This window comes from Aquibaculum sediminis, from assembly GCF_040712085.1.
GTDB lineage: Bacteria > Pseudomonadota > Alphaproteobacteria > Kiloniellales > DSM-21159 > Aquibaculum > Aquibaculum sediminis.
Map to the genome: position 1 here is coordinate 1 of NZ_JBFCVK010000003.1, position 13,770 is coordinate 13,770.

Annotated in this window: 10 protein-coding genes; 2 read left to right on the forward strand and 8 right to left on the reverse strand. The window is 67.3% G+C overall.

The window, feature by feature from the left end:
- Positions 1 to 518 precede the first annotated feature (518 nt).
- The gene (locus ABZ720_RS05090) at positions 519 to 2,036 is read left to right on the forward strand and encodes a M23 family metallopeptidase (RefSeq protein WP_366554432.1); all 1,518 of its coding nucleotides are present in this window, start codon (positions 519 to 521) and stop codon (positions 2,034 to 2,036) included.
- Between the two features lie 109 nt (positions 2,037 to 2,145).
- On the opposite strand, the gene clpB is transcribed toward ABZ720_RS05090, so the two are convergent.
- Complete coding sequence (clpB, locus tag ABZ720_RS05095; protein WP_366554433.1) at positions 2,146 to 4,737, reverse strand: ATP-dependent chaperone ClpB; 2,592 nt, start codon at positions 4,735 to 4,737, stop codon at positions 2,146 to 2,148.
- A 548-nt stretch (positions 4,738 to 5,285) separates the two neighbouring features.
- Between clpB and ABZ720_RS05100 the strand changes: the two genes are divergently transcribed.
- On the forward strand, positions 5,286 to 6,041 hold the full coding sequence (locus ABZ720_RS05100; RefSeq protein ID WP_366554434.1) for an MOSC domain-containing protein: 756 nt from the start codon (positions 5,286 to 5,288) through the stop codon (positions 6,039 to 6,041).
- Here the strand turns inward: ABZ720_RS05100 and ABZ720_RS05105 are convergent.
- From ABZ720_RS05105 to ispG, 7 genes are all read right to left on the reverse strand, one after another.
- Entirely contained in the window at positions 5,981 to 6,826 is an 846-nt protein-coding gene (locus ABZ720_RS05105) for a transporter family protein (RefSeq protein WP_366554435.1), read from the reverse strand. The two genes, ABZ720_RS05100 and ABZ720_RS05105, sit on opposite strands and share 61 nt — an antisense overlap.
- A gap of 50 nt (positions 6,827 to 6,876) precedes the next feature.
- Positions 6,877 to 7,824: a DUF4167 domain-containing protein gene (locus tag ABZ720_RS05110; protein WP_366554436.1), complete on the reverse strand. Its 948-nt coding sequence runs from the start codon at positions 7,822 to 7,824 to the stop codon at positions 6,877 to 6,879.
- Between the two features lie 231 nt (positions 7,825 to 8,055).
- Positions 8,056 to 8,907 (reverse strand): peptide chain release factor N(5)-glutamine methyltransferase, encoded by an 852-nt coding sequence (gene prmC / locus ABZ720_RS05115; RefSeq protein WP_366554437.1) that lies wholly within the window; start codon positions 8,905 to 8,907, stop codon positions 8,056 to 8,058.
- On the reverse strand, positions 8,904 to 9,980 hold the full coding sequence (gene prfA, locus ABZ720_RS05120) for a peptide chain release factor 1 (RefSeq protein WP_366554438.1): 1,077 nt from the start codon (positions 9,978 to 9,980) through the stop codon (positions 8,904 to 8,906). Before prfA ends, prmC begins: the two co-directional genes overlap by 4 nt.
- Positions 9,977 to 11,269: a glutamyl-tRNA reductase gene (gene hemA / locus ABZ720_RS05125; protein WP_366554439.1), complete on the reverse strand. Its 1,293-nt coding sequence runs from the start codon at positions 11,267 to 11,269 to the stop codon at positions 9,977 to 9,979. Before hemA ends, prfA begins: the two co-directional genes overlap by 4 nt.
- A gap of 14 nt (positions 11,270 to 11,283) precedes the next feature.
- Positions 11,284 to 12,528, reverse strand: coding sequence for a histidine--tRNA ligase (hisS, locus tag ABZ720_RS05130; RefSeq protein ID WP_366554440.1), 1,245 nt, complete (start codon positions 12,526 to 12,528; stop codon positions 11,284 to 11,286).
- A gap of 39 nt (positions 12,529 to 12,567) precedes the next feature.
- Positions 12,568 to 13,692 (reverse strand): flavodoxin-dependent (E)-4-hydroxy-3-methylbut-2-enyl-diphosphate synthase, encoded by a 1,125-nt coding sequence (ispG, locus tag ABZ720_RS05135; RefSeq protein WP_366554441.1) that lies wholly within the window; start codon positions 13,690 to 13,692, stop codon positions 12,568 to 12,570.
- Between the last annotated feature and the right edge of the window lie 78 nt (positions 13,693 to 13,770).

Here is a 13,770-nt window from a genome sequence, read left to right on the forward strand (position 1 = left end):
CCCGCAAAACTCACCCACCGGGCACAAGCGACCCCACGACCGATCTCCCGGTCCTGCGGCACGCCCCATCCTAGCGATGATGCCCCCAACAAGCAATGCTTCAAACATCGCCCCGGGAGCCCCCGGTCTCGCCGCCCCGCCAGAACCCCTCAAGGACCCCGTCGCTGCGGTGAGCCGGTTTCTAGGCCCATCAGACCAACCAGGCAAGACAAAAAATCGCCAAAGCGTCAAAAAAGTTTCGCAACGGGTTCGCCCGCCTCTCATCACCGCCTGCACGGGAAGGCGGTTTCTCAAGGGATTCCGAGGCTTGCCGGCTGTTGACAGGGAATCGCTTGAACGGCATCTTTCCTGCAGTCATCGCACAGCGGCGCCCGCGTCGGCGCCAGTCGCGGTAATAGGGACAGCGGAATCCGGGCCACTCGGCCCCTTTCGAGGTACCTGGACGGCAGCGGCAACAGGGGCGCCTTGCCTGTCCGTACGGGATTCAGTGACGCAGCAACAGCAGGAGATCGGGGGGCATGGCAGCGAACCCGGAAGGTAAGGGACCCACGCGCACATCCTGGCGCCTTCCTCTTTGCGCCGGCGCGGCGCTGGCGGCGGTCGGATTGGGCAGTTTCCTTGCCGTGGCCGCAGGGCTGGGCGGCGGCATCAATCTCTCTCTGGCATCCAAAGCCGACAGCCGCGGATCGCTGGCGCAGGCGGCGCCGAAGGAGCCCCCTGCCACTGCTAATGTCACTGCCGAGCTGGCCCCGGTCGATCTCGATGCCGCGCGTGACCCGCTCGCCGATCGTCTCTACCTCACGAATTTCGCCCCGGGCCTGCGCAGCGCTCCTGGTGCAAGCGGCCGCGATCTGCAGCGCCTGCACGAATCCCTCGTGCACGTGCGCCGCGGCGACACGCTCATGGCCCTGCTGACCCGCGCCGGCGCGCAGCGGACCGACGCCCATGCCGCCATCGCGGCCCTGGCAGAGCAGTATGATCCGCGCAAGCTGCGGCCGGGCCAGGAAATCCAGCTCGCCTTCAGTGCCCAGGGTGAGGAGGCCGCGCTGGAGTGGCTGCGCCTCGTGCCCGACGCCACCTCGGAAGTGCATGTGCAGCGCGACAGCGCGGGCTATGTCGCGCTCGCGGTCGAACGCCCCCTGGCGGCCCAGGAGCGCTACGCCGAGGGGCGCATCGATACCAGCCTCTTCGCGGCGGCCGCCGCCAAGGGCGTGCCGCACGGGATCCTGGTCGACGCGATTCGCGCCATGAGCTACGACGTGGACTTCCAGCGCGACATCCAGCCCGGCGACGGCTTCGAGCTCTTCTATGACAGCCTCACCGACGAATCCGGCGCGACGGTGAAGAGCGGTGACCTGCACTATGTCGCCCTGGCGCTGGGCAATCGGGAGCGGGCCTACTACCGCTTCGAGACCGAGGACGGCATCGTCGACTTTTTCGATGCCAACGGTCTCTCCGCGCGGCGCGGACTGCTGCGCACTCCGATCGACGGGGCGCGCATCTCCTCCAACTTCGGCATGCGTCGGCACCCCATCAAGGGCTACACCCGCATGCACCAGGGCACCGACTTTGCCGCGCCCACCGGCACCCCGATCTACGCAGCGGGCGACGGGGTTGTCGAGCAGGCCGGGCGCAATGGCGGCTATGGCAACTACATCAAGGTCCGCCACGGCAACGGCTACAGCACCGCCTATGCCCACCTGAGCCGCTTCGCCAAGGGCCTCAAGTCCGGCAGCCGGGTCACCCAGGGTGATGTCATCGGCTATGTGGGCAGCACCGGCGCCTCAACCGGCCCGCACCTGCACTACGAAGTGCATGTGAATGGCGAGCAGGTGAACCCGGCCTCGATCAAGCTGCCCACCGGCCGTCAGCTGGCCGGGGCCGAGATGGAACTCTTCGACAAGCGGGTGCAGGAGATCAACCGCAAGCGCCTGCAGCAGCGCCAGATCCAGGTGGCGAGCATCGAACAGCGCCGCCAGCAGCTCCCGCAGGCGTGCGGCGAGGGGCCTGACGAAAGCACCGACGCCAGCTGCTGATCGGCAGAGCGGGCTCGGCCCTGGTCGGCTCCCAGCCTCACGACAGGCATAAACGCAACAAACGGCGGCGCAGGGAGCGCCGCCGTTTGCCGTAGGCTCTACCGGATGGTTACGCCGCCTGGACCAGTGAGCCGTCGATGGTCAGCCCGCCGTCGTCGGCCGCCACCGTCACGCTCTCGCCTTCAGCAACACGCCCGGCGAGAATCATCTCCGCCAGCGGGTTCTGCAGTTCGCGCTGGATCACCCGCTTCAGCGGCCGGGCGCCATAGACCGGGTCGTAGCCGGCATTCGCCAGCCAGCGCTTCGCCGAGTCCTCCATGACCAGCTCGATCTTGCGATCGGCCAGCAACGCTTCGAGATGCCGCAGCTGGATGTCGACGATCCCCGTCATCTGCTCGCGGGTCAGGCGGTGGAAGAGCAGGATCTCATCCAGGCGGTTGAGGAACTCCGGCCGGAAGGCCGACCGCACCACCTCCATCACCTGGCCGCGCACCGCATCGGAGTCCTGCCCTTCGGCCTGACCGGCGAGAATGTCGGCGCCCAGGTTTGAGGTCAGCACGATCAGCGTGTTGCGGAAGTCGACCGTGTGCCCCTGCCCGTCGGTCAGGCGCCCGTCGTCGAGCACCTGCAGCAGGACATTGAAGACATCGGGATGCGCCTTCTCAACCTCGTCGAAGAGGATCACCTGATAGGGGCGGCGACGCACGGCTTCGGTGAGCGAGCCGCCCTCCTCGTAGCCCACATAGCCAGGCGGTGCGCCGATCATGCGGCTGACAGCGTGCTTTTCCATGTACTCCGACATGTCGAGCCGCAGCAGGGCGGTTTCATCATCGAAGAGGAAGGCCGCCAGCGCCTTGGTCAGCTCGGTCTTGCCGACGCCAGTCGGCCCCAGGAAGAGGAAGGAGCCCATGGGCCGGTTCGGGTCCTGTAGTCCGGCCCGGGCGCGGCGCACGGCGCTGGAGACGGACTTGATCGCTTCCTCCTGCCCGATGACGCGCTTTCGCAACAGCGACTCCATCTGCAGCAGCTTTTCGCGCTCGCCCTCCAGCATCTTGTCCACGGGAATGCCGGTCCAGCGCGAGACCACGCCGGCAATGTGCTCGGGCAGAACCTGCTCATCCAGCAGGTGCTCCTCCTCGGCCACTTCCGCGTCGGCCAGTCGGCGCTCCAGATCCGGCAGGATGGCATAGCGCAGCTCGGCGGCCCGTTCGAGGTCGCCGCGACGCTGGGCCGCCTCCACCTCGAGGCGCGCCTGCTCCAGCTGTTCCTTCAGCTTCTGGGCGTCGGCCAGCTTGGCCTTCTCCGCCTGCCAGCGCACCGTGAGCTCGGCCGACTGCGACTCCAGTTCGCCCAGCTCCTTTTCCAGCTTCTCCAGCCGCTCCTGCGAGGCGCGGTCGCTTTCCTTCTTCAGCGCCGCCTGTTCGATCTTGAGCTGGATGATCCGGCGGTCGAGTTCGTCGAGCTCTTCCGGCTTGGAATCGACCTCCATGCGCAGCCGGCTGGCCGCCTCGTCGATCAGGTCGATCGCCTTGTCGGGCAGGAAACGGTCGCTGATGTAGCGGTTGGACAGGGTGGCAGCAGCCACCAGCGCAGCGTCGGCGATGCGCACGCCGTGGTGCAACTCGTACTTCTCCTTGAGCCCGCGCAGGATGGAGATGCTGTCCTCCACCGAGGGCTCGGAGACGAAGACAGGCTGGAACCGCCGGGCAAGCGCCGCATCCTTCTCGATGTGCTTGCGATACTCGTCGAGCGTGGTGGCACCGACGCAGTGCAGTTCACCGCGCGCGAGCGCCGGCTTCAGCATGTTGGAGGCGTCCATGGCCCCATCGGCCTTGCCGGCACCCACCAGGGTATGCAGCTCGTCGATGAAGACGATGATCTCGCCCTCGCAGGCGGAAATCTCCTGCAGCACCGCCTTCAGCCGCTCCTCGAACTCGCCGCGAAACTTCGCGCCGGCAACCATGGCGCCCAGATCCAGGGACATGAGGCGCTTGTGCTTCAGACCCTCCGGTACGTCACCATTGATGATGCGCTGCGCCAGGCCTTCCACGATGGCGGTCTTGCCCACACCGGGGTCGCCGATCAGCACGGGGTTGTTCTTGGTGCGCCGGGAGAGAACCTGAATGGTGCGGCGAATCTCCTCGTCGCGGCCGATCACCGGGTCCAGCTTGCCCTCGCGCGCCGCTTCGGTGAGGTCGCGGGCATACTTCTTGAGCGCGTCGTAGCCTGCCTCGGCATTGGCACTGTCGGCGGTGCGGCCCTTGCGCAGGGACTCCACGGCGCTGTTGAGTTTCTGCGGCGTGACGCCGGCGTCGGCCAGCGCCTTGCCGGCCGGGCTGCTGCCATCGAAAGCCAGGGCGGTGAGCAGCCGCTCCGCGGTGACGAAGGAGTCGCCGGCCTGCTCGGCCAACTTCTCCGCCTGCTCGAAGGTGCGCGCCAGTTCCGGTGAGAGGTAGATCTGTCCGGCGCCACTGCCCTCGACCTTGGGCTGGCGCTCAAGCGCGGCCTCGACCGCCGAGAGCGCCTTGGCGCCGTCGCCGCCGGCCGCCCGGATCAGGTTGGCCGCGAGGCCTTCCTTGTCATCAAGCAGCACCTTCAAAAGGTGCTCTGGGGTCAAACGCTGATGCCCGCGTCGCAGGGCCAGGCCCTGGGCCGACTGCAGAAAACCGCGAGAGCGTTCGCTGTACTTCTCGAAATCCATGCTTCTCCTGCCCTCCTCGTCCGCGCCCAAAGTGGCGCACGGTCGACGATGCTGTTGTTGTCGGATGGACCGCACCCAAAAGACTAGCGGCATGCGGCCCGCAAGGCGTTGATCGAAATCACACACGCCTGGAGTGGATATGGGCTGAGGCGCGCAAGACTCAAGATTGGGACCGCACCGGAACAGCAACCGCCGTGCAAAAAAAGAACCCCCGTGCCGATGCACGGGGGTTGAAGGTCAGGAGAGATCGATGCCTGGGTTAAACGGTGCCGGAGCGACGAGGGATCACTCTCCGGCGATGGCCGCCACCCCCAAACAACAGCGGCACCCTAAGGGCTGCCTTTGCAGGGCGCAACTGCAATTCACTCGCATGTGCAGACTTTTTGCGGACATTCTTACGGCGGCGACGCCCTACTTGCTGTCACAGACCCGCGGGCCGGCCTTGACCGGGTGCCTTTACAAGGGGTCTTGGTCCGGAGGGCTCACCCGGGCGTTGACCCGGCCGGGGCGCTCGGCTTGACTGGCCTGAAAGGGAGACAGGGGCAACCATGATCCTGCAGGGACTCTACCGCTATCCCGTCAAGGGCCTGAACGGCGAAGCGCTGGACCGGATTGCCTTGACCAGCCATGCGAGACTGCCAGGCGATCGCCGCTTTGCGCTGGCCCACGGCTCGGCTCCCTGGGAGGCCAGCGTGCCACGCTGGCTGCCGCCCAAACACTTCTACAGCCTGCGCAGCGAACCCCGGCTGGCCAGCCTCAGTGCCGGCTTCGATCCGGACAGCGGCGTGCTGACCCTGGAGCGGCGCGGACGGCAGCTCGCCCGCGCCGTCATCACCGAGCCGCTCGGCCGCGCCATGATCGGTCAGTTCTTCGCCGACTACCTGGGTCGGGACGGGCGTGGCGTGCCGAAGCTGGTGGAAGCCGAAGCCGGGGAGGGCATGACCGATGTGCCCCAGCCCTGGATTTCCCTGCTCAACCTGGCCAGCGTCGAGGACCTGGCGCGGGTGGCGCGCCGGCCGGTCGACCCGCGCCGCTTCCGCGCCAATCTCTGGATCGAGGGCGCCGCCGCCTGGGAGGAGTTCAGCTGGGTGGGACGCAACCTGCGCATCGGCACGGCAAAGCTTCGTGTCATGGAACCCATCGAGCGCTGTGCTGCCACCAACGTTGATCCGGACAGCGCGACAGTCGACATGAACCTGCCGCTGCTGCTGCGCCGGGGCTACCAGCACCTCAACATGGGCGTCTACTGCGAGGTGGTCTCCGACGGGGAGGTGGCGCCGGGCGACACGCTGCTGCTGGATTGAACCAGTTTCTCGCGCCGCTCCCGGATTGCCGTGCGCGCCTCTTGCAGCGACCGGTTGGGGCGCACGTCGTCGCCGGAAATCAGGGTCACGGCCATAGGGCGACGCTCGAGGTCAAAGTTCAGGCCGTCGCCGCTGAGTTCCTCGAAGGAGCCCGTGGCCTGTAGCAGAACCCGTTCCAGGTCGCCCCCGAAATCAACCATCCAGAAGTGCGGGCCCAAACGCGTGTAGCCGAGGTCGACGTGACCGGCGTGGGCGAGCAGGGCGCCGTAGAACGCGAATAGACTGTCGCGGGACTGGAAGAAGCTTTCCGGCTCCGCCGTTACCAGCCAGCTATCCACCAAGTTCCCGTGTGGCAGCCGCTCTGGTGGATCGGCGGGTTCGGGCACGTCGCAGGCCAGCAAAACGGCCTCCTGCTCATAGAGCCAGGCCAAGTCCGCTGCCAGGTCCCGTGCCCTGCGCCAGCCGACTTCGCTGTCTGCTGCGCTCAGTTGCAGATGAATGCTGGGACTGCTGGACCAGCGCCAGCCACCCCAGGTGACCCTGGGTGCCGACAGCGTGAAATCATCCCCTGGCAGTGCGGTGCCCAGCAGATCCGGCAGGGAGTCCGCCTCCGCCCGCGTGACGGCCTGGTAGCGGTCGAGATCGGCCGGCGGCGGAACTGTCGCCGCGGAGAAGACCTCGTAGGCCAGATCACAACGCAAAGCGGCCTGGACCACTCCGGTCCAGGCCGCTGTTATTGCCGTCAGTGATGCTGCCAGGCAGGCAATGAAGATCGCTTGCCGCACAGCAGGTACCTAGAGAACCCGTCGTCTGCGCGACGCGGGAGCCGAAAGGCTCACGCCTCAACCTTCACCGTGTCGCCGCTGGCGCGGGTGGTGCGCCGACGCCGTGGCTTGGCCACCTTGGGTTCGCTCGCCTCGGCCTCACCGCTACCGGTTTCGACCGACTCGCTGGCAGATCCGGTGGCAGTTTCCGGGGCAGATCCGGCGTCAGACTCACCAGCAGACCCATTGCCGCTGCGCGTGGTCTGGCCGAGCATTTTCAGCAGGCCGGCATCCTCTTCACCGGCTGGGGCCTCCTCGACCTTGGCCTTGCTGGAGCGCCGGGTGGTGGTCCGGCTGGTCGTCGAGGTGCTGGTGCGCCGGGTGCGGCGCGGTGCCGGCTTCTCGGCTTCGGTTTCCGCAGCAGCATCTTCGGCTTGCGCCACCGGCTCACTGGAGCCAGTGGGCTCAGCCGCCTGCGATGCCTGCTCGATGTCGCGGTCGCGGACACGCTCCGGCTCGTCGGACTGCTCCGAGTCGCTGCGCGAGTCCTGGCCACCGCTCTCGCCATTACGGTTCTCGGCAAAGCGAGGATCGCCCTGGCGCGCCTGCTGACGGCGGTCCTCGAAACGCGAACCGTTGCGCTCACCGCGGTTGTGGCGCCCGCGCGGCCCTGCCTCCGCGGCCTCGCCGTTCTCATCCTGGCCGTTATCGGTCTCGGACTCGCCACGATCCTCCGCCCGCTGCTCACGCGACTGCTGCGGTCGATTATTGGGATCGGTGCTGTCGTTGATGATCCGATAATAGTGCTCAGCATGCTGCTGGAATGATTCCGCAAGCACTCGGTCCCCGGCGGTCTGAGCATCGCGCGCCAGCTGCGTGTACTTTTCATAAACCTGCGCTGCGTTGCCGCGCACGCGTCCCTCTGGCCCATTACTTTCGAAGTTCTGGGTGCGAGTCGGCACGTTCGGGCGTCGTCCGGGGCGACCGCGGCCCCGCCGTGGATTGTTGCCTTGCCTCATCTCAGTCCGTTATGGCGTCACGAGTGGGATCAAAAATAGTCAATGGGAGCACTCGTCAGCCATCGCAACGGCGATCGCTGCACGAAATCATCAACGTCCATCTGGAAGTCGGAGCGACTGAGGGCGAAAAGCCCTTGGCGCTCAAATGCACCCCATCTACGCCAGCCGAGCCAGCGTCATAAAGGAAACCTAGCGACCCGCACCCCGCTTTCCAACTGTTTTTTATACATTTCACCCTCTGCGCCGGATCAAAAGTGCCCGCTCACGCCCGGCCAGGTCCAAAAGGACCTGCCATTGCCACCTTCGGGGCTGCTCCAGCAGCGCCGCAATGGCCGCAGCCTGTCCCGGTCCATGCTCGAAGATCGCCATCCCCGAAGCCGTGAGCAGCCGGTCAAGTTGCGGAATCAGGATGCGATAGGGCTCGAGGCCGTCCTCACCGCCATCCAGCGCCCCGCGCGGCTCCCAGCCGGCCACCTCCGGCTCCAGGGCATCGATCTCACCCGCGGGGATGTAGGGTGGATTGCAGAGCAACAGGTCGAAGCGTTGCTGGAGGCCCTCGCACCAGTTGCCAAGCTGGAAGTCAGCGCGCTCGGCCAGGCCGAGGTTCCTTGCATTGCGAATTGCCGTGTCCACAGCCGCTTGGCAGCAGTCCACGCCCAGTCCGCGCGCCTGCGGCAACTCGGACAGCAGAGCAAGCAGCAGACAGCCACTGCCGCTGCCCAGGTCGAGCAGCTGCAGGGGCGCCTGCCGGTCATTCACGCGCTCCAGGAGCGCCGAGACCAGCAGTTCGCTGTCCGGGCGCGGATCGAGGGTTTCGGGCGCCAGCAGGAAGGGCAGCGACCAGAACTCCCGAACCCCAAGAATGCGGGCCACCGGCTCACGGGCGACCCGGCGCCGGATGCGTTCGCGAAACGCCGCTTCGCTCGCCGTGTCCAGACTGCGTTCGGGCCAGGCGATGACCGTGGAGACGTCGCAGTCCAGCAGCGCGGCCAGCAGCAGGCGGGCGTCGCGGCGCGCATCCGGCACCCCGGCGGCTTCCAGTTCCTGCTGCGCCGAGGCCAGCGCGGTGCCGATGCTGGTCACTGCATGCTCGCCAGGCGCGCGGCCTGATCCTCGGTGATGAGCGCGTCGATCACCTCGTCCAGGGCCTCGCCGGCCAGGATCTTGTCGATCTTGTGCAGGGTCAGGTTGATGCGATGGTCGGTGACGCGGCCCTGGGGGAAGTTGTAGGTGCGGATGCGCTCCGAGCGATCGCCGGAGCCAACCTGCTGGCGCCGGGTGGCGGCCAGGTCGTCGGCCTGCTGGCGGCGCTTTTCGTCATAGAGACGTGCGCGCAGGATCTTCATGGCCTTCAGCTTGTTCTTGTGCTGGGATTTCTCGTCCTGGCACTGCACCACCACACCGCTGGGCAGATGGGTGATGCGGATGGCGGAGTCAGTGGTGTTGACGTGCTGACCGCCGGCGCCCTGGGAGCGGAAGGTGTCGATGCGCAGATCCTTGTCCTCGATCTCCACATCCACGTCCTCGGCCTCGGGCAGCACGGCAACGGTCGCGGCCGAGGTGTGGATGCGCCCGCCGGATTCGGTCACCGGCACGCGCTGCACCCGATGCACGCCGGACTCGAACTTCAGGCGACTGAAGACGTCCCGGCCGGTGATGGCCGCGCTGGCTTCCTTGACCCCGCCGATCTCAGTCTCGGTATAGTCCAGCAGCTCGAAGCGCCAGCCGCGCAGCTGGGCATAGCGCTGGTACATGCGAAAGAGCTCACCGGCAAAAAGCGCCGCCTCCTCGCCGCCGGTGCCGGCGCGCACTTCGAGGATCGCATTGCGCGCGTCGGCCTCATCCTTGGGCAGCAGGAGCAGCATGACCTCCTGCTCCAACGCCGGCAGGGCATCGCGCAAGCTGTAATACTCCTCCTCCGCCAGCGCCCGCATCTCCGACTCCGCCTCCGGGTCCTGGCGCATTGCGTCCAACTCGGCGACTTCACGCCGTTTCGCCTGCAGCGCCTCGACATGCTCCACCAGCGGCTGCAGCTCGTGGTGTTCGCGCAGCATGTCGGTATAGGCCGTGGAGCCCGGCTCCGGATGGTCGTTCAAGAGGGCCGAGAGCTCGCGCCAGCGCGCGACCACCTGCTCCAGACTCTGGTCCAGCTTCACCTTTTTTTCTCTCCTTCTCCGCCGCCGCGCGGTCCCTCGCCGTCAAGCCGGAACAGCCGGCGCAGCAGACGCTCGAATAGGGGGCGGTTGCCCGGATCCTCGCTTGCCGCCTCACGCAAAGCCTCCGAGGGTTCATGTAGGAGGCGGGCCAGCAGCAGGCGGGTGGCCGCCTCGGCGTCATCCCCCTTCTCGGCCAGCACCTCCTGGCGAATGCGTTCGGCATGGGCACGCAGGTCTGAAAGCAGCGGCGCCGTCTCTCGCCCCCGGCTGATCCGGCGGAAACTGTCGAGCTCCTCGCCGAGAATGCGCCAGGCCCGCATCGAGGCCCCTTCCCGGCTGCGTCGCCCTGCAGCCGCCACCCGCTCCAGATCATCGAGGCTGTAGACAAAGGCCCCATCCAGGCTCTCGACCGCCGGCTCGATGTCGCCGGGCACGGCCGCATCGATCAGGAAGATCGGGCGTCGGCGCCGACGACGCAAGGCCTGCTCCACCCGGGCAGCCGGCAGCAGCAGGCGGCCGCTGCCCAGTGCAGAAACCACCACATCGGCCTGCGCCAGCGCCTCCTCCTGCTCCTCCCAGGCTCGCAGATGCGCGCGCAGGCGCCGGGCCACAGCCTCCGCGCGCCGCTCGGAACGATGGCTGACAGCCAGTTCGCCGACGCCGGCCGCGCGGAACTCACCCGCAAGCAATTCGCCCATCTCACCCAGGCCGAGCAGCAGCAAACTGCTGCGCCCGAGATCGCCATGCAGGTCGCGCGCAACACGCAGCGCCGAAGCCGCCAGGGTGACGGGCTGCTGCGCCAGGCTGGTTTCATTGCGCACCCGCTTGGCGGCTTTGTAGGCCGCTTCCAGCCGGCGACCGAGGAAGGGACCGGTCAGGCCCAAGGCGGCCGCCAGTCGATGCGCCTCCTTGACCTGACCCAGCACCTGCGGCTCGCCGATTACCTGGCTGTCCAGGGAGGCTGCCACGGCGAAAAGATGACGCAGAGCGTCGTCGTCGCTGAGCGCGTAGCTTTGGCCCACCAGATCGTCGTGCGAAACGCCGGCCCACTGCGCCAGCAGCCGGCGCAACCGAAGCGCGGCTTCCGTACTGTCCTCGACGGCGGCGAGCACCTCGACCCGGTCACAGGTGGAGAGCAGGAGCGCCTCGTCCAGGCCACTGTCGCGCAGCTCGGACAGGCGTTCGGGCACACGCTCTTCCTCGATGAAGAGCGCTTCACGCAGCTCCATGCCGGCGCTGCGGTGATTGACACCGACGACCAGAAAGCTGCGCTCCTGCGGCACCGCCATGGCGGGCCCGCTGCCTAGGCGAGTTCGCGGAGGCGCTCGCCCAGCGAATCCAGGGAGACGAGTTCCTGCGCACCGCTGTCGAGGTCGCGCAGGCTGGTCGCCCCCTTCGCCAGCTCCTCTTCGCCGAGGAGCAGGGCGAAACGCGCGCCGAGACCATTCGCCCGTCGCATCCGCTTCTTCACGTTGCCGCTGTAGCCCAGTTCCACGGCAAACCCCTCGCGCCGCAGCCGCTGGGTCAGCAACAGGGCCGGCTTCTCCGCCTCCGGCCCCACCGGCACGACGGCAACCGGCCGTGGCGCCGCAGGCGGGTCGGCGAGAAGCATCGCCAGACGCTCGATGCCGGCGGCCCAGCCGACACCCGCGGTGGGCGGACCGCCCATGGTCTCTACGAGGTAGTCGTATCGTCCGCCGCCCATCACCGTACCCTGAGCGCCCAGGGCATCGGTGGTGAACTCGAACGCCGTGTGGCAGTAGTAGTCGAGCCCGCGCACCAGGCGGTTGTTCAGGCGATAGGGGATCTCCAGCGCCTCCAGGCCCTCGCGCACCTCGGCGAAGAAATCGACGCTGGCCTGGTTCAGATAATCCTCGAAGGCCGGCGCCTCAGCGATCAACGCCCGATCGCCTGTATCCTTGCTGTCCAGGATGCGCAAGGGGTTGCGCTCCAGCCGCTCCCGGCTGTCGGCGCTCAGCCGCGCCTGATGGTCCGAGAAGTAGTCGATCAAGGCCTGACGATAGGCCTGGCGGCTTTCGGGATCGCCCAGGGTGTTGAGTTCCAAAGTGGTGCGCTCGGCCACACCCAGGGCCTCGAGGATGTGGCGCCCCAGGGCGATGATCTCGATGTCGCCCTGCGGTGCCGGCACACCCAGCAGCTCGATGCCGATCTGGTGGAACTGCCGCTGGCGGCCCTTCTGCGGGCGCTCGTGCCGGAACATCGGTCCGGCGTAGAAATACTTCACCGGCAAGGCCTGCTGTAGACCGTGGGTGATGAAGGCCCGGGCCACACCGGCGGTGTTCTCCGGCCGCAGGGTGATCTCCTCCCCCTCCTTCATGGCGAAGGTGTACATTTCCTTCGTCACCACGTCGGAGGTGTCGCCCAGCGTGCGCTTGAAGACCTCGGTGAACTCGAAGATCGGCGTGGCCATCTCGAGATAGCCGTAGCCTTCGGCCAGGGCGCGCGCGCGCTCGATTACGGCGCGATGGCGGCGCATCTCCTCGGGCAGAAGGTCATGGGTGCCGCGGACGGGCTGCAGGCTGGACACGGGCGGTGCTTCTTTCTCGCTTTTGTTCGGCCTCGGGGTTTACTCGGCGGCAGCGGAAGGTTCGCTGCGCCCCGCCTCGATCTCTGCAGCCTTCTCCTCCACCAGGCGGACCAGGTGGTCAACGATGGCTTCGTCCTTCAGGCGATGGTGCGGCACGCCGGCGAGATAGACCTGATGGGTGCCGCGCCCGCCGCCGGTGAAGCCGATATCGGTCATGGTCGCCTCGCCCGGCCCGTTCACCACGCAACCGATCACGGAGACGGTCATGGGCGTGGTGATGTGCTCCAGGCGCTGCTCCAGCACCTCCACCGTCTTGATGACGTCGAACTGCTGCCGCGCGCAGGAGGGGCAGGAGATGACGTTGACGCCGCGGTGGCGCAGCCCCAGGGACTTGAGCATTTCAAAGCCGACGCGCACCTCTTCCACCGGATCGGCGGAGAGCGAGACGCGCAGGGTGTCACCGATGCCCGACCAGAGCAGCATGCCCAGGCCGATGGAGGACTTCACCGTGCCGCTGCGCAGCCCGCCGGCTTCGGTGACGCCGATGTGCAAGGGGGCGTCGGTCGCCTCGGCCAGGCCCTGATAGGCGGCCACCGCGAGGAAGACGTCGGAGGCCTTCACCGAGATCTTGAACTCGTGGAAGTCCTCGTCCTGCAGGTGCTTGATGTGGTTGAGCGCGCTTTCGACCATCGCCTCGGGACAGGGCTCGCCGTAGCGTTCCAGCAAGTCGCGCTCCAGCGAACCGGCATTGACGCCGATGCGCATGGAGCAGCCGTGGTCGCTGGCGGCCTTGACCACTTCGCGCACCCGTTCGCGACTGCCGATGTTGCCGGGATTGATGCGCAGGCAGGCCGCCCCGGCCTCCGCCGCCTCGATGCCTCGGCGATAGTGGAAGTGGATGTCGGCGACGATCGGGATTGGTGATTCCCTCACGATGTCGCGCAGCGCCGCGGTGGAGGCCTCGTCGGGGCAGGACACGCGCACGATGTCTGCCCCGGCCTCCGCGATGCGCTGGATCTGCTCGACGGTGGCGCGCACATCCGAGGTGGCCGTGTTCGTCATGGACTGCACCGAGATCGGTGCGTCACCACCCACCGCCACCGGGCCGACGTGAATGCGGCGCGAGGGACGGCGTTGAATGTGGCGGTAAGGCCGAACGCTCATGGCCGGCACTCCCGTAGTGTCATCCTGGATTGGAACGTTCCTTCAAACTGCCCGCTGCTCCGCGCGACTTCAAGCACC

Coding starts and splice junctions, on each gene's coding strand:
- ispG (WP_366554441.1), bottom strand. CDS start 13,692: ATGAGCGTTCGGCCTTACCGCCACATTCAACGCCGTCCCTCGCGCCGC.
- ABZ720_RS05110 (WP_366554436.1), bottom strand. CDS start 7,824: ATGAGGCAAGGCAACAATCCACGGCGGGGCCGCGGTCGCCCCGGACGA.
- ABZ720_RS05100 (WP_366554434.1), top strand. CDS start 5,286: ATGATCCTGCAGGGACTCTACCGCTATCCCGTCAAGGGCCTGAACGGC.
- hemA (WP_366554439.1), bottom strand. CDS start 11,269: ATGGCGGTGCCGCAGGAGCGCAGCTTTCTGGTCGTCGGTGTCAATCAC.
- ABZ720_RS05090 (WP_366554432.1), top strand. CDS start 519: ATGGCAGCGAACCCGGAAGGTAAGGGACCCACGCGCACATCCTGGCGC.
- clpB (WP_366554433.1), bottom strand. CDS start 4,737: ATGGATTTCGAGAAGTACAGCGAACGCTCTCGCGGTTTTCTGCAGTCG.